Raw genomic sequence first — 18769 nt, forward strand, 5'->3', positions numbered from 1 at the left:
GAAGCTGGCCGCGGTCGCTTCGGGGCGCCCCAGGTAACCGGAGAACACGGTCGCGCCGCGCACCTGGAGTTCGCCTACTGTCGCGCCGTCATGCGTGATCAGCGAGCCGTCTTCGGCGACGAGCCTGGTGGTGACCGGGGCGATCGGGTGGCCCACGGTCCCGGGCTTGCGGTTCGGTTCGTCGGCGCGAGTGGAGAGCGTGATGAGCGTCTCGGTCATGCCGTAGCGCTCGACCGCGCGATGCCCGGTGAGGGCTTCGAGTTCGGCGAACACGGGAGCAGGCAGCGCGGCGGAGCCGGAGACGAGCAGCCGGGCGGTGGATAGCGCCTTGGCGGATCCAGGATCGGCGCACAGCCGGGACCAAACGGTCGGCACACCGAAGAAGAGCGTTCCAGGATTGGCGGTTGCGGTGGCCGCTGCAGCGTAGGCGGCCGGAGTCGGACGTCCGGTGTGCATCAGCCGTGAGCCGGTGCGTAGCGCGCCGAGGACGCCGAGAACGAGGCCGTGGACGTGAAAGAGCGGCAAGCCGTGCACGAGCGTGTCATCGGCGGTCCACTGCCAGACTTCGGCGAGTGCGTCGAGGTCGGCCGCGATGGCGTCTGCGGTGATCGGGACGCCCTTAGGCGCTCCGGTGGTGCCTGAGGTGTAAAGGATGAGCGCTGCTGCGTCGGGCGATGGTTCCGAGAAGGAGGCCGACGCGCGCGCGTGCGCTGAGCCATCGACCGGGACGACGGGCACACCGCAGTCCGGCCACACGTCGGCGTCGGCAGCCAGCAGAGCGGCCGAGCCTGAGTCGCGTAGTAGGTGATCGCGCTCGGCCGGGCCGCAATCCGGCGGCACCGGGACGACGGGCACGCCAGCAAGCATCCCGCCGAGGACGGCGATGACGGTCTCCAGGCGCGCGGCGGCGTGGACGGCGACTGCCGGTGCCCCGGCGATCTGCGCGCCGACCGCCCCGGCCGCTTCGAGTAGCTGCGCGCGTGACGTGGCATGTCCGGCCACTTGGATCGCGTCGGGCTCGTCGGCGGTCGGACCGGTGAGGCTCGGCAGGAGGCGCATTCCGCCACCGTACCGGGGACCGCTGGAGCGCTGCATGCGCGGCACCGGCCGTCTCGGTTCGCCGCACGCCGCGCGGCACTCGCCCCGCAGCACCTGTCCCTAATCCCCTACCGGCCGCCTGCTCCCGCCGGAACCCGGTGCTCCGCGAGGTGCGCGAGGACGGCCTGATGCGCTTCCCAACCGTCCGGGAACTTCACCGGGACGCCGAGGTGCACCGGATCGGTGTGCGGATGCGCGTCGAGCAGCTCGGGAATGCCTGCGCGCGCGACGACGATGCACGCGTGGCGATGCCGTGACAGCAGTACGCAGAGCCGGCCAGTCTCCAGATGGAACGCTGTGGCATCGCGGCGCCCTGACAAAGGGTGCAGGACGATGCAGACGTCGTATTCGCGGCCTTGAAGGCGGTTGGCGGTGTCGACGGTGACACCGGCCAGGTCCGCGCCTAGACGGTCCAACGCGGCACGGATCCCGGCTGCCTGGTCGCGATGCGCCGCGCCGATCGCAATCCGGTCGGCGGTGACCTGCCGGCCGTCGGCGTATGCGGGGTCGAATACCGTGGCCTCCCGGCGCACCAACCGCGCGGCGAGGCGAGCGCAGGCGTCCAGCGCCTCGGCGTCGGTTCGCACGGTGTGCCGCGCGGGCAGCTCGTACAGTGCCCAGCCGGATTCGGCGGCCAGATCAATGGCCTGATCGACCGGCCCGGCGAAACCCGTCGGGCCGGAGAGCGCGGATCCGATGCCGGAGACCTTCATCGCGCGATCCTGCGGCCCGCTGCCCGCCTCGAACGGCGTGAACGGGTAGAACGCCTTGCACACCAGCGGCGCGGCGCTGGCCGGCAGCCGCCACGAGTAGGGCAGGCGATGCACCGGCAGGCCGGGATTGTGTGAGCGCACGACCGCGACGGCGCTGTCGGTCGGGTCCCACGCCGACCCGGCCCAGCGGTCCCCGTCGATGGTGGCGAACGGGTCGAGCTGACCCGGATCGCCCACGAACAGTGCGGTACCGGCGGCGAAGCGCGGCGCGATGGCCAGCAGACCGTCCGAGCGCATCTGGTACGCCTCGTCGAGGATCGCCCAGCGCCAACCGCCTTCCGGCCACTCCGCCGCTCCGGTGCGGGCCCATTTCGCGGCGGTGGCGATGGTCACTGCGGGGCGGCCGAGATCGCCGACCTTGCCCGCCACGGTGACCGAATCGTCCACCGCGTCCGGGCCGCCGAGGTGCCGCACGACGCGCTCGCTCGGAACGTACCCGGAGGCCGACAGCCGGCCAATTGTCAGGCTTCCGCGATCGTCATCACTGTCATCACCACTGTCCGGCTGCGCACCTTGGCCATGCGCCGTCGCCAACCGATCCACCAGGTCGTCAACCTGCTCATTCGTCTGAGCGACGATCATGACCGGCTCGCCGGTGTCCGCGAGCCGCTTGGCCAGCTCGACGACGAGCGTTGACTTGCCCGCTCCCGGCGGCGAGTCGACGATGACGCCGCGATGACTGCCGGAGAGCAGGTCCGCAGTCACCCGTCCGATCACGGCTCGTGCGTCAGCGGAACGGTCGGCGACAGATCGACCGGCGACATGGTCCGGCATCAGTGCCATTCCTCATCGTGGTCTGCGCCGGTCGGCGCGTAATCGGCGGGCGGCCCTCCGTGTGTCCACGGCGTCGCGGCCACTTCCGGAAGCGGCGGCGGAGGGAAGCGCTCGGCGGCCAGCACCGTCGAGTAGCAGCGGTACTCCCCTTCCTCAGGCACGGATCCCTCCTCCGGAATCGCGCGGCGCCCCATGCCGTCGACGAGCTCGAGTTCGACGATGTATTCGTCGCCCTCGCGCTTGACGGCGACGATGACCGGACGCTGATTCGGTCGCTGCGGGCAAGCGACCTTCGTGCCCTTACGCAGCACGACGGGATCGGCCGTGCGCAACCAGACGTGCGGTCGCGGCTTCGGTGTGCGGCCGGCGGTATCCTGGCGTTCCGCGTCGACGGCCATGACGGTCCCGGCGAAGGCCTCGCCGGTGACGCGATAACCGGCCAGGACCAGCGGATCGTCCAAGGCGCGCTGCTTGTCGTAGGCCTCCTGGGCGGATTCGAGGTCTGCGAGGCGCTTGGCGGCGGCTACGGCGCCCTCCCGCCGAGGCTGGGGCGGCGCGCCCTCGTCGACACCGCGGGCGAAGTCGGTGAAGCGGCCGCGGTCCACCATCCAGCGGTGACCATCGTGCCCGGCCTCCGGCAGTCCACGCAGCAACTCAATGCCCTGCCACATCAGGTCCCAGGTCGGCGCGAGCCGTTCACGCAGCGCCGCACGCAGCTCTTTCTCGACGCGGCGCTCGACGGCCGGGTCTCCGTCCGCGTTCCGCTGCGCGCTGATCAGAGGGCTGAGAACCTCGGTGTCGAACTCGGGATCGGTCGCCGGACCCGCGGACGGCCACCGCGCGGGATCCTCGGCCAGCGCGGCGGCCTGGCTTCCGGTGAGCCGCTCGCCGGACGTGGCGAAGTGTTCGGGGACGATCCAGGCGAGCAGGGCGGCCAGGTGCCGGTCCTCCAATGCGCTCTGGCCGGTGGCCCAGTGCGCGGCCAGCACGTCGGTGAGCGCGAGGCAGACGGAGGAACCGGCGGTAGGCGCTCGATCCTCGGCGAACCAGGTCAGGTAGCGCCCGAGCACCGGGACGAGCGGATCGACCGGATAAGGGCCCTGAGAGGACCGGAACCGGGCGGAGCGGCCGAGCAGCCGCAGCGCGTCGATCCCGCCGGGGTTCGGCACGATCAGCTGTGGGGCGTCGAGTTGGCGTTCCCACTCCTCGTGGTTGCGCGTGGCCTCGACCACCTCGGTCTCGCCGCGCCGCGCCTCGATGTAGCCGACGACGATGCGGGCCAGGTCCGCGAGGAAGGCGAAGCGCTGGTCGCGGTCGCGCGGCTGCCGGACCACGAGGAGCTGAGGCTCAGCGCGCTCGGTGCCGACAAGCGCGGCGAGCGGGGCGGCGGCCTCGCCGGCCAGGAGTATGGGCACGAGGACGAGTGGGTGCGGGGAAAGGTGCACGTGCCGGACCGTCGCGAGCGGCACGGCCCGGTCGGCGGCGAAGGCCTCGACTCGGGCGAGGGCCGCAAGCGCGCTCATGCGGCGACCCGGCGGCACTGGACGGCGGCAATCGCATACTCGTCACGCGATGGCGATGGCGATGGGGATGGGGATGGCGACTGCGACTGCGACTGTCCATACGACCGGGCCGCGATGGCGCTCGTACCCACGCGCGCGCTCACGCGGCGACCTCGCGCGATCGCAACTCCGCCTCCGCCGCCCGCGCCTGCGCCTGCTCAAGTGCCTCGCTACGTGCCCTGCGAGCCATGCTCAGCAACCTCGCCGCCTCTGCGAGGTCCGGGTCGTCGTCGAATGCTTCATCGCCCCCGCGCGCCTCTCCCCCGGCGAGCGCCAGCACGTCTCGCATCGTTCCGACGCCGCCGAGCGCGTCGCGGACCGATCTGCCGAGCAGGTCGGTCGAACACGTCGCGCGGGCCTCGTCTCGGCAGTAGAACGCCATGTCGCACCGCGAGATGCATTCGGGCGCGTATCTGGCCTCGACCGCGGCCACCGCCTTGCCGAGTTCCGCCGATCCGCGCACCGGTTCGCCGTCCTCGTCCTTGGCGAGGTCGAAGGTGAGGCCCGCGTCGAGTCCGTCCAAGAGCGCGCCGATCCGCGGCAGGCGGTCAAGCTGGCGGCGCACGGCGGCGAGTTGCCTGCGGACGTCAACCAGTGCGGCAGTCGGGGTGTTGCTGAAGTCTCTGGGGCACACCAGCACGACATCAGTCGCGGCCAGTTCCGGCGGCAGCCCGAGGTCGGCGAGCAGGGCTTGGAAGGCGAGCACGTACACGGCCGCCTGCGTCGCCGCCTCGGCCACCTTCACGGGATCGGCGCGTCCGTCGATCATCGCGAAGGACTTGATCTCCGCGAGATACCACCGCCAAGGCACCGTCGGAGCTGCTGCTGACGACGCCCGGAAGGCCACGAGGTCGGGCTCAACGTAGGCCGCGCGGCCGCCGACCTCCAGTTTGAGCAGCGGATGGTCGGCGAGCACTGGACCAGCGTCCTGATCGCGGGCGGCGGCAGCGACGAGGTCGCGGGTGCGCCGGTATCGCTCCTCCCGCTCGCCAGTGCCGAGGTCGAGCCACTCGCCGCCGGAGCCGGGAGAACCAGGGTTCTGATTGTCGAGCGGGACGTCGAGTCCGAGTTGGTCGCGCAGGAGGTGCAGCAGGGTGGTGCCACCGTCTGCCTTGACCAGCTTCTCGAAGGCGTTGCCGCGGCTGATCGCGAACGGCGACTGCCCGAACCGGGGACCGAAGCCGATCCGCTCGGCCAGCGCGCGCTTGTCCACTCCGGCCGCGTCGAGCACCGCTCGGCGCGCGCAGCCGGGATTCGCGGTGAGCGCGGCGATGGTGCGCGCGTCGTGATGACGCGGGGGAACCGGCCCGCGTAGCGCGGCGAGGCGGTCCGCGACGGCCGGGTCCTGGGCTGGAGGCGGGGCCAGTGGCGAGGTCGGGGGTGAGGTCGGGGTCGGTGGAGGCGTGGCGGGCATGATGGTCCCCGAGCATAGTGGGGGCCGTGTCGCCGCATGGGGCGGTCGGTTGGGTTGTAAGTGGGGTGTCGCGGCGGCGCTGAGCTCCGGCAAGCGGCAACCGGCGGCCGACAAACCGATGTGGGGTTGCGCAGACGGGTGCCGCGGAGGCGGTCAGCACCGGCAACCGGCAACCGATGTGGGGTTGCGTGGGCGGGTGTCGCGGCGGCTGTCCGATTCGGCTTCAGTGCCGGATGACTATGGCCGAACGCCTTCTGACTCTCCGTCATGGGTCGGCCTCAGCTCGGCTAGCAGCGCCTCGATGCCCTCACGGTACGTCGGCATGATCGGTCGCCAACCGAGTTCCGCCTTGGCCTTGGCGTTCGACAGGCGCAGCGACTGACGGGTCATCAGCCCGCCCATGTACGGCGCGGCGAGCCGCAGCAGCGCGCCGGGCACGCGCCGCGGCTTTGGCAGGCCGAACGCGGCCGCGAAGGCGTCGATGAGGACGCCCCAGCGCACCGGTTCGTCGTCCACGATGTTGTAGACCTGGCCGGGCGCGGACCGGTCCAACGCGGCGACTGTGGCGGCCGCAGCGTCCTCGATGTAGACCAGGGACGCGTAGGCACCGCCGTCGCGCGGCACGGGGAACTGCCGCTTCTGCAGGCCTTCGAGGATCTGGCTCACGCTGGCCGGCCCGTAGAAGCCGCCGTAGCGCAGCGCGATTCCCTCGATGCCGGGGGCTTCGAGGACCTGCTGCTCGGTGGATCGCAGCGCCTGCCAAGTGGGGTCGAATCGGCCGCCGGGCGGGGCGAACCGGTCCTGCTCCGTCAGCAGCCGGCTGCCGTCGTGGAAGCCGTAGCCGCCGAAGAAGGACTGGGTGACGAATCGCCGCGCACCGACCTGTTCGGCGGCGGCAAGCAGGTTCGCGGTCCCCTCCACGCGCAGCCGGTTCGTCGGCTCCACGTCACGGGCTCGCATCGGCGGCCGCTTGAGCGCGGTGAGCTGGTGGATGACGGCGTCCGCGTGCGTGTCCTTCAGTGCGCGCAGCAGGCTGTCGCGGTCGAGCGCGTCGGCGATGACGCTCGACGCGCCCAGGTCCCAGAGCACGCCTGCGCCGGGTTCGGTGCGGGTGATGCCGATGACCTGGTGGCCGGCCTTGGTCAGCCGCCGTACCAGCGGCACGCCGAGTGTTCCGGTGGCCCCGGCGAGCAGTACCTTCATGATCCGCTCCTCGTCGTCTCGGTGTTACGCGAGGGAGACGAGACAGCTCGCGGATGTGTGACGTGTGCTGCGTCACATGGTTGACGCCCGCTCAGCGGAGCGGCTCGGCGGCGCGGGTCAGCTCACGACGACCGGGAAGGTCTGGTAGCCGCGCAGGACGAGCCGGTCGTTGCGTATTCGCTCGGCGTCCTCGGCCGCAGCGAGGTTGGGGAACCGGTCGAGCAGCAAGGGGAACGCGGTAGCTGCTTCGAGCCGGGCCAGGGCCGCGCCGAGGCAGAAGTGGGCGCCCGCGCCGAAGCTGAGCGGCTGGTTGTCCGGCCGGCCGGGATCGAACCGCTCGGGCTCGGGGAAACGCGCAGGGTCCCAGTTCGCGGCGCCGAGCAGCAACATCACCTCCGAGCCCTTGGGCACCGGTATCCCGGCCACCTGCAGGCCGTCGGTCATGGCGAGCCGCGAGGTCAGCTGCACCGGGGAGTCGAAGCGCAACACCTCCTCGACGAATCCGGCCGCCGGTATCGTGCCGGCGCGCAGCCCGGCCGCCAGCCGCGGGCGGTCGAACAGCACGGCGAGGCCGTTGCCGAGCAGGTTCGTGGTGGTCTCGAACCCGGCCAGGAGCAGCAGCACGAGGTTGCTCAGCAGCTCCTCCTCCGAGAGCCTGCCGTCGTCCTGGTCGGCGTCGTGGATCAGGGCGCTGGTCAGATCGTCGCGCGGGGCGGCGCGCCGCTCGGCGACCAGCGCGGTGAAGTACTCCTCGATCTCGAGCATCGCGGCGTCCGCGGGGCCGAGCGTCGACAGGTCGCTGACGATCTCCAATGCGATCGCCACGTCCTGCATCAGGGCGCGGAAGCGGTATCTGTCCGCCTCCGGGATGCCGATCAGCTCGCAGATGACCGAGACCGGCACCCGGAACGCGAACTCGTCCATGAAGTCGACCGGCGAGCCGTCCGCGCCGGCCTCGGCCATCTTGTCCAGCCGGTCGCCGACGATGGCCGTGACCGCGGGCGCGAGCGCGGCCACCCGCCGGGGCGTGAAGACCGTGGCCATCAGCCGCCGCACGCGCGTGTGGTCCGGCGGATTGGTGTCCAGTATCGACGTGCCGAACCTGGTCAGCGAGGGATGGTCGGCGATCTCGGGCCACGCCTGCGCGCTTTGCGCCCACTTGCCGAACCCGGGATTGCGCAACACCGAGTTGACCTCGTGGTACCCGTTGACGACGAAGAACGGCCCGTCGACGTGTTCGGCCGGGCCCAGTTCGTGCAGCTTCACGTACAAGGGGTACGGATCGGCCCGCCCCGCCTCGGTGAACAACTCGCCGAGGATTGCCCCGCTGCTCGTCATGACCGTTCCTCCCCGCTGCCCTCGCCCGAAATCAGCCCCGTACTTCCGTCTGAACGATCGTCAGTCCCGGTCGGGTTCCCGGGAGATTCCGAAAAGTGGCAGCTTCAACACGGACGGTGGCGGCTCCTCGATGCCGAGCTGCGTGTACGCCTGCCGGATGGTCAGCGAGATGAGGATGAAGGCCCTGGTGAGGAAGAAGGCGGCGAGCGGCAGCTCGACCAGGACCGCGGAGGCGAGGGACCACCAGATGTCCGGGGTGCCGAGGTCGAGGGTGAGGTCGAACCAGGCGTCGCAGATCAGCAGGGTCGCCGTGGCGATGGCGGCCGGGATGACCGCCTGCCTTCTGCGCCAGCCCAGGTAGACGGTCAGGCTCATCGCGATCAGCAGCAGGCCGTCGAACCCGGCCCAGGTCAGCCGCCAGTGATGGGCCCGGTACTGGTCTGGCAGGCTGACCGCGAGGAAGATCGTCCACGGGACCAGCACCGCGAGGCAGGCCAGCAGCATCTCCAGCGCACGCCTGCGTCGCCGCCGGATGAAATCGGCGCTGAGCGGCCGATACGCCACTGCGTCAGTACTCCCCGGAGATCACGTTGCGCAGCGCCTCGCCGCGCGCCCAGCGAATCAGATTCTCCCGCACGACCGCGAAGGCGCGCGCCCGGTTCTCGGGCACGAGCGAGCCGATGTGCGGAGTGATGAACACACCGGGCGCCGACCACAGCGGGTGCCCGTCGGGCAGCGGCTCCGGCTCCGTGACGTCCAGGTACGCGCGGATCTTTCCGCGCTCCGCCGCGGCGATCAGCGCGTCGGTGTCCGCGACCAGGCCGCGCGCGCCGTTCACCAGCAGCGCGCCCGGCTTCATCAGCGTGAGGAACTCCTCGTCGATCAAGCCCTGCGTCTGCGCGGTCAGCGGGGTGAGGACGATGACGATGTCCGCTCCGGGCAGCAGCACGGACAGCTCGCTGATCCCGTCGACGCCCTTACGCGGCCTGCGGGCGATCCTGCGCACGTCGACGCCGAAGGGCGCCAGGTACTTCTCAAGGCACTCGGCGATCGATCCGTAGCCGACGAACAGCACGCGCGAGCCACCGAGCACACGCACCTGGCGCGGCTCCCAACGACCGCGTGCCTGAGCGCCTGCGTGGTGCGGGATCTCCTTGTACAGCGCAAGGATCCCGGCGAGCATCAGTTCGGCCATCAGATCGTCATACGCCCCGCGCACGCTGCACAGCGTCACCTCGGCGGGCACCAGGTCCACGATCCAGTCCACGCCGGACGTCAGCGCCTGCACCAGCTCCAGCCGGCCGGCCGACGCGATGAGCATCTTGAGGTCGTACCCGTCGTCCGCCTGGTTGCGCACGAGCGGCGGGATCAGCATCCGGACCTCGCCGAGCCGCGGGTCGCCCAGCGGATCGGCCGGGATCTCGGTCATCTCCAGCGCGGCGCGCACGTCCCTCGGCAGGTCGTTCAGGTCGCCGATCGTGCCCGGGGCGGTCCACACCAGCTTGCGCTCGTCCACGCCCCCATCCTAGAAGGACGGACGTAGGTTCGAACCGGCGCGATGCGTTAGTCGGATGTGATTAGTAGCCGACCGGGCACCACGGGGCGATCGCGGTCTGGAACATAGCCGACAGCCGCGCTACCGCACCGTTGCGGTGTTCGTCCAGCATGCCCAGTACGCCGAACCGTCCGGCTGAAAAGCCTCCGAGGTAGATCGACCCGAGCACGGCCACGGGCAGCGTGACGTCCGGGGACTCCGCGCTCGGCCCGCAGGTCGCGCCATCCGGACCCCCTTCGAGCGCGAAGGTACCGGCTGCGTATCCGTCCTTGTCGACCACGCGCAGCACGACGCGGCCCGGGACCTCGTAGCGGCGCGCGGAGAGTGCGGCGGAAGTGTCGAGCACCCGGATCCACTCGGCGTCGCTCTGGTTGTCGGCCCAGGCCACCCTCCGGTTGACCAGCAGCTCACGCCAGAGCTCGTCCTCACGGCGGCCGCCCCTTCCGACCACCTCGCTCACCCAGTCATGATCGGCGAGGTACTTCCACAGCCGCGCCTCGTACTCGACGTTGATCGCGAACAGGTCCAAGACCTCGACAGGGTTGTCGGGGCGCTCGTGCGTCCATCGCTCCTCGCCGAACTTGTAGCGCAAGAAGCCGACAGCCTCGCCGCTCTCGTCCCGGCACAGAGCGTGCAAACACTTCTTCGGCGCCGGCTCTCCTTCGCGCAGCACCAGGTCGAGCTTGTTTTCCCACATCGCGCGGGTGCGGCTGACAGCGCCCGGCGTTAGGGCGCGCACTCGGTCGTAAAGAGGCGCAGCCTCCTTGAAGGCCGCCTCGGTGTCGACGACCTCGACATCGCCGGGCAGTTCACGCGCGAATGCGGCGGCACGCGCGTCAAGGTGCCATTTCGCGCAGGTCGTCGCCGGGCCGAAACCGAAGCGGCCGTAAATCGGATATTCGGACGCATACAGCCCGGCGAGTATGTCGCCGCGCTCCTTCGCGGCGCCGAGCTCACCGGCCATCATCCGAGAGAGCAAACCCCTGCGGCGATGCGTGGGCGCGACGGTCACCGCGCTAATCCCGGCGTGCGGTACGAACGCCCCTCCGGGAACAGTCGCCTCCAGACTGATCGCGCGCAGCGTGCCGACCGGCGTGGCCCCGTCGAAGGCGCCCCAACAGCGGTCCAGCTCGAACCAGCGGCGGCGGCGCGGCCCGTCACCACGGTTGTGCGGCGTGTTGAAGCCGACGTCGATCGCGTCGCTCCACGCGTCGAACTCCTCTTCGCGCACCCTGCGTACGTCGATCGTCATGACCGCAACGTATCCCTCGGCGTTGATCACTCGCGACTGGATTTCCAAGGGGTAGAGCGACCTCACGCAGGCCGCAGTGCCCGTGCCGCGAGGGCGATGCCCGTAGTCACGATCGCGGTCATCCAGAACGCGAAGGGGAGGGAGACCGCCGAGCCGAGCGCACCCACCGAAGGTCCGGCGACGAGGCCGGCGGCGTACATAACGGTCGTGATCCCGGCGACGGCCTGCTCCGCGTTGCTGCCCAGTCGCCCGGTCGCGGCGATGGCCAGCGGCACCGAGGTGGCGATGCCCAGGCCGACGGCGGCGAAGCCGAGCATGCCGAGCAGCGGGGTGTTCGCCAGCGCGACCATGCAGGTGCCGAGGACGGCGACCACACCGCCGAGCCGGACGGTCAGGACCGGGCCGAGACGCCGGGCGATCGCGTCCCCGGTCAATCGGCCGAACGCGAGGGTGGCCGAGAAGCCGGTGAGGCTGTATGCGCCCACGGCTGTGCTCGTGTGCGTGACGTCGGTGAGGTACACCGCGCACCAGCTGCGGGCCGCTCCCTCGGCGAAGATCCCGCAAAAGCCGACCACGCCGACGAACAGGATCGCGCGCGACGGCAGCGCGTAGTGCGGCGCGGCGACCTCTTCCGCCGCCGGATCGTCCGGCGGCAGCAGGGCGCAGGACAGGACGCCGACCACGGCGAAGACCGCGGCGGTCACCGCGAACTCGACCGGGGCGCCGATCCCGGCCGCGGCGCACAGTCCGCCGAGCGCGGAGCCCGCGATCATGCCGACCGCCCACATCCCGTGGAATCCGGACATGATCGACTTGCCCATGCGCGACTCGACCCGCACGCCGTGGGCGTTCATCGCCACGTCCGCGCAGCCGGCCGTCGCGCCGAAGACGAACAGCACCGCCGCGAGCGACCAGGGATCGGGCGCCAGCGCGGCCGGCACGAGAGAGACACAGAAAAGCGCCACCAGGACGCGCATGCCGATCTTGGCGCCGAAGCGGTGCACGACCTTGGCCGTCGCCGGCATGGCGGCCAGCGCGCCGGCGGTCTCCGTGATCAAGGCCGCGCCCAGCACGCCCGGGGTGGCGTGGATGTGCGTCTGGATCCAAGGCACCCGCGCGGCGAAGGTCCCCGAGATGACCCCGTGCACCGCGAAGATCAGATTCACCGCGACGCGGCCACGCCGCTCCTGCGCCCCGGGCACGGCATAGGGCACCGCGACCGCCAACTCTGCGCCCATGGGCTCTCCCCGAAGTCGCCGCCGTGCCTGCCTGTGGGCCACTTTAACAGTTAGGTTCCCTTAAAGATAGCCGAATGCTGCGTCGAAGCGCTTCGATGAAATCGATGACCATTCTTTGACTGTCGGCCTGCCGCACCACATCTTGACAGTCCACAGCGGCGGGCAGATATTTCGAAGCGCTTCAACACCCACATTGCCACATCAAGGCACCACGTGAAGGGAGCGCGCAACGATGCGCAGCAACCTGTTCAAGGCCGCCGCGGCGGCCCTGGGCGCCGGGGCGATCGCCGTGCTGTCCGTCGGTCCCGCCTGGGCGTACGCCTATGAGTCCTCCGCGCAGTACGCCTCGTATTCGACCGGCGGCTACACGATCTACAACGACGAGTGGGGCAGCGGCCACGGCACCCAGACGCTGTGGGTCAACTCGTCCAACAACTGGGGCGTCTTCTCCAACCAGCCGAGCACCTCGGGCGTGAAGTCGTACGCCAACGAGTCCAAGTCGGTGAACAAGGCGCTCAACTCGCTGTCCTACGCGAACAGCTCGTTCAGCGAGTCGCTTCCGGGCACCGGCAACTTCGAGTCGGCCTACGACATCTGGCTCAACGGCAGCGGCATCGAGGTCATGGTCTGGACCAGCACGCACGGCAACGTCGGCCCGCTCGGCTCGAACACCGGCAACCTGACCATCGACGGCAACACGTGGACCGTGTACGCGGGCAGCAACGGCAGCAACCCGACCTACTCGTTCAAGCGCACCAGCAACGAGAGCTCCGGCTCGGTGAACCTGCTCGACCTGCTCAAGTGGCTGGAGAACACCAGGCACTACTACTCGAACCCGACGCTGTCCACGATCCAGTACGGCTTCGAGATCAGCGGCACGAACAGCACGACGCAGAACTTCACCATCAACAGCTACTCCGCGTCAGCAGGCTGACAGAGCCGATTCAACAGCGAGTATCGACCAGCGCCGCCGCGTCCGGATCCTCGTCCGGCTGCGGCGGCGCCGCCAGCTCGGCCAGTTCCTCCAAGCGTGCTTCCGGGAAGACCCACATGTGCATCGCCCAGAATCGGAACACCGTGCCGAGCCCCTGTCCGACGATGAACTGAGCGATGTTCGCGGCGAGCAGCGATGTGTATCCGAGTACGTATTCGTTGAACGCCACGCAGGCTGCTGTGATGAGCATGCCGACAGCCGAGACCAGAAGGTACAGCGTGATCTCTGCGGCAGACTGCCTGCGCTCGCGGCGGCGGAACACCCAGTACTTGTTACCGAGGTAACCGATGACCGTACCGAGGGCGGTACCGCAGATCGAGCCGTAGACCTTCGGTGCGTGGAACACGCCGATGACTAGGTTGAACGTCGCGATATCGCAGGTGACGCCGACGATACCGACGGCTCCGAAGCCGACCATCTCGCGCCACAGCCGATGGACGATGTCGGTGGCCCAACGCCGCATGTGCTCCCCCAGCCAAGGTTGTGCGTAGGGTCATCGTCTGCCGCGCCCGCTGCGGTACCCCACACCGTCGTCATGTGTACGCGTCCAGTGTGGCGTACCGCAGCGTTCGCGGGCGTCATGCTGAGGGATGGGACCGGAGTCAGCCCTGGGGCGCAGCCTCGGCCGGTTCCTTCGGCTTCGCGTCGATTCCGGCCTCCTTGCGCTGGGCCGGGGTGATCGGCGTCGGCGCACCGGTCAGCGGGTCGCCGCCGGAGGCCGTCTTCGGGAAGGCGATCACGTCGCGGATGGTGTCCGCACCGGTCAGCAGCGCCACCAGGCGGTCGAGGCCGAGCGCGATGCCGCCGTGCGGCGGCGGCCCGTAGTTGAACGCCTCCAGCAGGAAGCCGAACTTCGAGCGCGCCTCCTCGTCGGAGAGGCCGATCGCGGCGAACGCCCGCTCCTGCACGTCCTTGCGGTGGATACGGATGGAGCCGCCGCCGATCTCGGAGCCGTTGAGCACGAGGTCGTACGCGTTGGACAGCGCGGTCGCCGGGTCCTTGTCGAAGGTGTCGAGGCTCTCCGGGGTCGGCGCAGTGAACGGGTGGTGCACCGCGGTCCAGCCGATCTGCTCGCCCTTCTCGTCCTCGACCGGCTCGAACATCGGGAAGTCCACGACCCACAGGAACTTCCACGCCTCGGCGCCCTGCGCGTCGGGGTCGATGAGCGAGCAGCGGCGCGCGATCTCCAGCCGCGCCGCGCCGAGCAGTTCCTGCGACGCGGTGCGCTTGCCGGCCGCGAAGAACACCGCGTCGCCGGCTGACGCCCCGACAGCCGCTCTCAGGCCGCTGAGATGCGCCTCGGAGAGGTTCTTGGCCACCGGGCCCCTCGGCTCGCCGGTCTCCGCGTCGAAGAGCACGTAGGCCAGGCCACGGGCGCCGCGGGCCTTCGCCCAGTCCTGCCAGCCGTCGAGTTCCTTGCGGGTCTGCGCCGCGCCGCCCGGCATGACCACCGCGCCGACGTAAGGGGCCTGGAACACCCGGAACTCGGTGCCCGTGAAGTACTCGGTCAGCTCGACGAGCTCCTGCCCGAAGCGCAGGTCCGGCTTGTCCGAGCCGTACCGCGCCATCGCCTCGGCGTAGGTCAGCCGCGGCAGCGGGGTCGGGATCTCGACGCCGAGCACCTCGCGCCACACCCGCTGCGCGACGGCCTCGCCGACCTTGATGACGTCCTCCTGATCGGCGAAGGACATCTCGATGTCGAGCTGGGTGAACTCGGGCTGCCGGTCGGCGCGGAAGTCCTCGTCCCGGAAGCAGCGCGCGATCTGGTAGTACCGCTCCATGCCGGCGACCATAAGCAACTGCTTGAACAGCTGAGGCGACTGCGGCAGTGCGTACCACGATCCCGGCTGCAGACGCACCGGCACCAGGAAGTCGCGCGCACCCTCAGGCGTCGAGCGCGTGAGGTACGGCGTCTCGATGTCCAGGAAGCCGAGGTCGTCCATCACGTCGCGGATGACCTTGGTGGCCTTCGCGCGCGTGCGCAGGTTGTAGGCCATGTCGTCGCGGCGCAGGTCGAGGTAGCGGTACTTGAGCCGCACTTCCTCGTTGATGTTCGCGCTCTTGCGCTCGTCGGTCGGGAAGGGCAGCGGCGCGGCCGTGGACAGCACCTCGACCGTGTCGACGACGACCTCGATCTCGCCGGTCGGCAGCTCCGGGTTGGCGTTGCCCTCCGGCCGCTCGCGCACCTCGCCGGTGGCCGTGACGCAGTACTCGTTACGCAGGTCGTGTACGGCCTCGGATGATGCCGATTCTGCGGCGTCCGCCGCCTGGCGGACCACGACCTGGACGACACCGGACCCGTCGCGCAGGTCGATGAAGGTGACGCCGCCGTGATCACGCCGCCGGGCCACCCACCCGGCCAGGGTGACGGTGCTTCCGGCGTCGGAGGCCCGCAGGCTCCCCGCCTCTCGCGTGCGGATCACGACAACTTCTCCTTGATCGTCGAGACGAGCTGGTCGATCGGAACGGGGACCTGTTCCCCGCTCTCCAAGTCCTTGAGCTGCACCACGTCGGCCGACAGGTCCCGCTCGCCGGCCACGAGCGCGTACCGCGCGCCGGAACGGTCCGCCGCCTTCATCGCGCCCTTCAGGCCCTTGCCGCCGTACGCGAAGTCGGCGTTAACGCCCTCGCGGCGCAGCTTGAGCACGAGGCCGAACAGCATGTGCCGGGCGGCCTCGCCCAGCGGCACCGCGAACACGTCCACGGCCCGGGCGGCACCCGGAGGCTCCACACCCTCGGCCTCAAGCGCCAAGACTGTACGGTCCACGCCGAGCGCCCAGCCGACCGAGGGCAGCGGCGCGCCGCCGAGCTCCTCCGACAGTCCGTCATACCGGCCGCCGCCGCCGATCGCGGACTGCGCGCCGAGGCCGTCGTGCAGGAACTCGAAGGTGGTGCGGGTGTAGTAGTCCAGGCCGCGCACCAGCTTCGGATCGTCCTCGAACGCGATGCCGCCGATCGAGAGCAGCGTCTGGACCTCTTCGTGGTACTTCTTGCAGGCGTCGCACAGATAGTCCGCGATCACCGGGGCGTCTGTTAGCTGCGCGCGCACCTCGGGACGCTTGTCGTCGAGCACCCGCAGCGGGTTGATCTCGATCCGCTCCCGAGTGGCCTCGTCCAAGTCGAGGCCGCGCAGGAACTCCTGTAAGGCGGCGCGGTACACCGGCCGGCATTCCTTGTCGCCGAGCGTGTTGAGCAGCAGCCGGACCTGGCGCAGCCCCAGGTTCTGGAACGCCTCGGCGGCCAACGTGATGATCTCGACGTCGACCAGCGGGTCCTCGACCCCCAGCGCCTCTGCGCCGACCTGCGAGAAGTGCCGGTAGCGGCCCTTCTGCGGGCGCTCATACCGGTAGTACGAACCCGAGTAGTACAGCTTCACCGGCAGCGCGCCCTTGTCGAGGTTGTGCTGCAGCGCGGCCCGCACCACCGACGCGGTGTTCTCCGGGCGCAGCGTCAGCGAGTCCCCGCCGCGCGTGGTGAAGGTGTACATCTCCTTGGTCACGATGTCGCTGGACTCGCCGACGCCGCGCTTGAACAGCGCCGTGTCCTCGAACGCCGGCGTCTCGACGTAGCCGTATCCGGCGCGCCGCACGACGGCGGCCATCGCCTCGCGCACCGCGAGGAAGGTCGCCGACTGCGGCGGGATCAGGTCGAAGGTCCCCTTGGGGGCCTGGAAGGTACTCAAGGCTGCGTTACCCGTCTATCCGCTACAGGCCGGTTCGCGCGGTACCCGGGTCCCTGAGCCGGGTCAGGAACGGGTTCGACGCGCGCTCGCGGCCGATGGTCGTCTGTGGTCCGTGGCCGGGCAGCACGATCGTGTCGTCCGGCAGCGGGAGCGCCACCCGCTCGAGCGATGCGAAGATCGCCTGCGGATCACCCCCGGGCAGGTCGGTGCGTCCGATGGAGCCGGCGAACAGCAGGTCCCCACTGAACAGCACGTCGACGTCGCGGTCGGAGTCGGCACCCCGCTCCGCATCGACACTGTCTCGCGGGAGCGTGAAGGTCACCGACCCCTTGGTATGGCCCGGGGCGTGGTTGACGACGAATTCGATGCCGAGCAGATCCGCGAAGCCCAGCCGCTGACCGTCCTCCAGCTCACGCACGTCCGAGGGCTCGGTGAAAGTTGCGCCGCCGAAAAACGCGGCCGCGTCCCGCACTCCGATCGCCGCGCCGGGGTCGGCGAGCATGAAGCGGTCGTCGGGGTGGATGAACGCCGGGATGTCGTGCGCGCCGCAGACCGGGGCCACCGACCAGACGTGGTCGTAGTGCCCGTGCGTGAGTATCACAGCCGCCGGCTTCAGCTTGTGTTCCCGCAGCGTGTCGTCCAGCGGCTTGACCGCGTCCTGGCCGGGGTCGATGACGACGCAGCGCTCGTTCGGTCCGGGCGCCACGACGAAGCAGTTGGCGCCGATCGGACCGGCGGGGAACCCTGCGATAAGCACGTGCGTCCTGTTCTCGACGGATTTCGGCGGGCTTGCGGGCGGCCGTGATGGTCAGCCAAGACTACCGGCGGCGCGCGTACGATCGCGAACCGGTAACCGCGACCCGTTGCGTCTTCAGGACGTGCCCGTACACTGCACGCGGGCAGCATCGACGCGGGTGTGGCGCGAAGTTCAGCGCGAATTTTGAGACAGGGAGAACACGAGAGTGGCGAGCACCAAGGACCGGCAGCGCGCCCTGGAGCGCGCACGCTACGAGCGGGTGCAGGCGAAGATCGCCAAGCAGCAGGCGGCGGCGAGGCGCAACAGGCGCATCGCGATCGTCACGGCCATCGCGATCGTGGTGGTCGGCGGCGGCGCCACGGCGGCGGTCCTGCTGACGTCTTCGAACACCCCGACCAAGCCGGTCGCACAGAGTTCGGCCTCGGCGCAGGCCAGCACCAGCGCGGCGCCGTCGAGCACGGCGGAGAAGATCGGCTACACCAAGAGCGGCACCGCGTCCAAGGACGTCGGCATTCCGGTGTTCAACGCGGTGCAGGCCGCCAAGCCGTACACCGCGACGATCCACACCAACCGCGGCGATGTCGTCTTCACCGCGCTGACCTCCAAGGCGCCGTACACGACCTTCTCGTTCCAGTACCTGGCCGGGAAGAACTACTTCAACAACACCAACTGCCACCGGCTGACCACCTCGAGCATCTACGTGCTGCAGTGCGGCGACCCGACCGGCACCGGCTCCGGCGGCCCCGGGTACCAGTTCCAGGACGAGAACCTGAACTACTTCGGCGCGGCCGGGTCCTCCGGCACGGTCACCTACAAGGCCGGGACCGTGGCGATGGCCAACTCCGGGCCGGGCACCAACGGCAGCCAGTTCTTCCTGGTCTACAAGGACTCCCCGCTCGGCCCGAACTACACGCCGTTCGGCACGATCACCAAGGGCCTGGACATCCTGCAGTCGATCGCCGCGCAGGGCTCGGACAACGCCAACGGCACCGGTGACGGCAAGCCGAAGGAAACCGTGACTATCCAGTCGGTCTCGATTTCGTAGCCGACCGCGCGGATACCCGCTCATCCGACGGTCCCTGGACGCGTTTACCGACTGTCCGGGGACCGTCGTTGCTTGTAGAGTGCC

Annotated in this window: 16 protein-coding genes; 2 read left to right on the top strand and 14 right to left on the bottom strand. The window is 69.9% G+C overall.

Translation table 11 applies throughout. The features are described 5' to 3' along the window. The 10 genes from VFB40_RS09650 to VFB40_RS09695 form a co-directional block, all read right to left on the bottom strand. Nucleotides 1-1059, bottom strand: a 1059-nt coding sequence (locus VFB40_RS09650) for an AMP-binding protein (RefSeq protein WP_324849069.1), incomplete at its 3' end; no start/stop codon positions are given. Nucleotides 1060-1166: 107 nt separating this feature from the next. Continuing rightward, a complete protein-coding gene (locus VFB40_RS09655; protein ID WP_349261415.1) occupies nt 1167-2645 on the bottom strand; it encodes an AAA domain-containing protein in 1479 nt (492 codons plus the stop codon). Further along, nucleotides 2645-4168 (bottom strand): hypothetical protein, encoded by a 1524-nt coding sequence (locus tag VFB40_RS09660; RefSeq protein WP_324849073.1) that lies wholly within the window; start codon nt 4166-4168, stop codon nt 2645-2647. The genes VFB40_RS09655 and VFB40_RS09660 overlap by 1 nt, the downstream gene beginning before the upstream one ends. Before the next feature lie 139 nt (nt 4169-4307). Continuing rightward, a complete protein-coding gene (locus VFB40_RS09665) occupies nt 4308-5621 on the bottom strand; it encodes a hypothetical protein (protein ID WP_324849075.1) in 1314 nt (437 codons plus the stop codon). A gap of 237 nt (nt 5622-5858) precedes the next feature. Beyond that, entirely contained in the window at nt 5859-6824 is a 966-nt protein-coding gene (locus VFB40_RS09670; RefSeq protein ID WP_324849077.1) for an NAD-dependent epimerase/dehydratase family protein, read from the bottom strand. Between the two features lie 117 nt (nt 6825-6941). Next, nucleotides 6942-8162, bottom strand: coding sequence for a cytochrome P450 (locus tag VFB40_RS09675; protein WP_324849079.1), 1221 nt, complete (start codon nt 8160-8162; stop codon nt 6942-6944). Nucleotides 8163-8222: 60 nt separating this feature from the next. Then, nucleotides 8223-8726: a hypothetical protein gene (locus tag VFB40_RS09680; RefSeq protein WP_324849081.1), complete on the bottom strand. Its 504-nt coding sequence runs from the start codon at nt 8724-8726 to the stop codon at nt 8223-8225. Nucleotides 8727-8730: 4 nt separating this feature from the next. Further along, nucleotides 8731-9678, bottom strand: coding sequence for an NAD(P)-dependent oxidoreductase (locus tag VFB40_RS09685; RefSeq protein ID WP_324849083.1), 948 nt, complete (start codon nt 9676-9678; stop codon nt 8731-8733). 61 nt (nt 9679-9739) lie between these two features. Further along, nucleotides 9740-10969 carry a GNAT family N-acetyltransferase gene (locus tag VFB40_RS09690; protein ID WP_324849085.1) on the bottom strand — a complete coding sequence of 410 codons (1230 nt, stop codon included), beginning with the start codon at nt 10967-10969 and terminating at the stop codon, nt 9740-9742. 62 nt (nt 10970-11031) lie between these two features. Next, nucleotides 11032-12207, bottom strand: a complete 1176-nt coding sequence (locus tag VFB40_RS09695; protein WP_324849087.1) for an MFS transporter — start codon at nt 12205-12207, stop codon at nt 11032-11034. 232 nt (nt 12208-12439) lie between these two features. Between VFB40_RS09695 and VFB40_RS09700 the strand changes: the two genes are divergently transcribed. After that, a complete protein-coding gene (locus VFB40_RS09700) occupies nt 12440-13141 on the top strand; it encodes a GH12 family glycosyl hydrolase domain-containing protein (RefSeq protein ID WP_324849089.1) in 702 nt (233 codons plus the stop codon). A gap of 10 nt (nt 13142-13151) precedes the next feature. On the opposite strand, the gene VFB40_RS09705 is transcribed toward VFB40_RS09700, so the two are convergent. From VFB40_RS09705 to VFB40_RS09720, 4 genes are all read right to left on the bottom strand, one after another. Next, on the bottom strand, nt 13152-13664 hold the full coding sequence (locus tag VFB40_RS09705; protein WP_324849091.1) for a GtrA family protein: 513 nt from the start codon (nt 13662-13664) through the stop codon (nt 13152-13154). A 139-nt stretch (nt 13665-13803) separates the two neighbouring features. Further along, nucleotides 13804-15624 carry an aspartate--tRNA ligase gene (gene aspS / locus VFB40_RS09710; RefSeq protein ID WP_324849092.1) on the bottom strand — a complete coding sequence of 607 codons (1821 nt, stop codon included), beginning with the start codon at nt 15622-15624 and terminating at the stop codon, nt 13804-13806. Further along, a complete protein-coding gene (hisS, locus tag VFB40_RS09715) occupies nt 15621-16883 on the bottom strand; it encodes a histidine--tRNA ligase (RefSeq protein WP_324849094.1) in 1263 nt (420 codons plus the stop codon). The genes aspS and hisS overlap by 4 nt, the downstream gene beginning before the upstream one ends. Nucleotides 16884-16905: 22 nt before the next feature. After that, nucleotides 16906-17640, bottom strand: a complete 735-nt coding sequence (locus tag VFB40_RS09720) for an MBL fold metallo-hydrolase (RefSeq protein ID WP_324849096.1) — start codon at nt 17638-17640, stop codon at nt 16906-16908. A 205-nt stretch (nt 17641-17845) separates the two neighbouring features. Between VFB40_RS09720 and VFB40_RS09725 the strand changes: the two genes are divergently transcribed. Continuing rightward, nucleotides 17846-18685 carry a peptidylprolyl isomerase gene (locus tag VFB40_RS09725; RefSeq protein WP_324849098.1) on the top strand — a complete coding sequence of 280 codons (840 nt, stop codon included), beginning with the start codon at nt 17846-17848 and terminating at the stop codon, nt 18683-18685. Nucleotides 18686-18769 lie beyond the last annotated feature (84 nt).

The sequence above is a fragment of the Actinocrinis sp. genome (genome assembly GCF_035650855.1).
GTDB lineage: Bacteria > Actinomycetota > Actinomycetes > Streptomycetales > Catenulisporaceae > Actinocrinis.

Bases quoted from the DNA above. Each gene is read 5' to 3' on its own strand.
- VFB40_RS09655 (WP_349261415.1), bottom strand. From the start codon at position 2,645: ATGCCGGACCATGTCGCCGGTCGATCTGTCGCCGACCGTTCCGCTGAC.
- VFB40_RS09660 (WP_324849073.1), bottom strand. From the start codon at position 4,168: ATGAGCGCGCTTGCGGCCCTCGCCCGAGTCGAGGCCTTCGCCGCCGAC.
- VFB40_RS09665 (WP_324849075.1), bottom strand. From the start codon at position 5,621: ATGCCCGCCACGCCTCCACCGACCCCGACCTCACCCCCGACCTCGCCA.
- VFB40_RS09670 (WP_324849077.1), bottom strand. From the start codon at position 6,824: ATGAAGGTACTGCTCGCCGGGGCCACCGGAACACTCGGCGTGCCGCTG.
- VFB40_RS09675 (WP_324849079.1), bottom strand. From the start codon at position 8,162: ATGACGAGCAGCGGGGCAATCCTCGGCGAGTTGTTCACCGAGGCGGGG.
- VFB40_RS09690 (WP_324849085.1), bottom strand. From the start codon at position 10,969: ATGACGATCGACGTACGCAGGGTGCGCGAAGAGGAGTTCGACGCGTGG.
- VFB40_RS09695 (WP_324849087.1), bottom strand. From the start codon at position 12,207: ATGGGCGCAGAGTTGGCGGTCGCGGTGCCCTATGCCGTGCCCGGGGCG.
- VFB40_RS09700 (WP_324849089.1), top strand. From the start codon at position 12,440: ATGCGCAGCAACCTGTTCAAGGCCGCCGCGGCGGCCCTGGGCGCCGGG.
- VFB40_RS09705 (WP_324849091.1), bottom strand. From the start codon at position 13,664: ATGCGGCGTTGGGCCACCGACATCGTCCATCGGCTGTGGCGCGAGATG.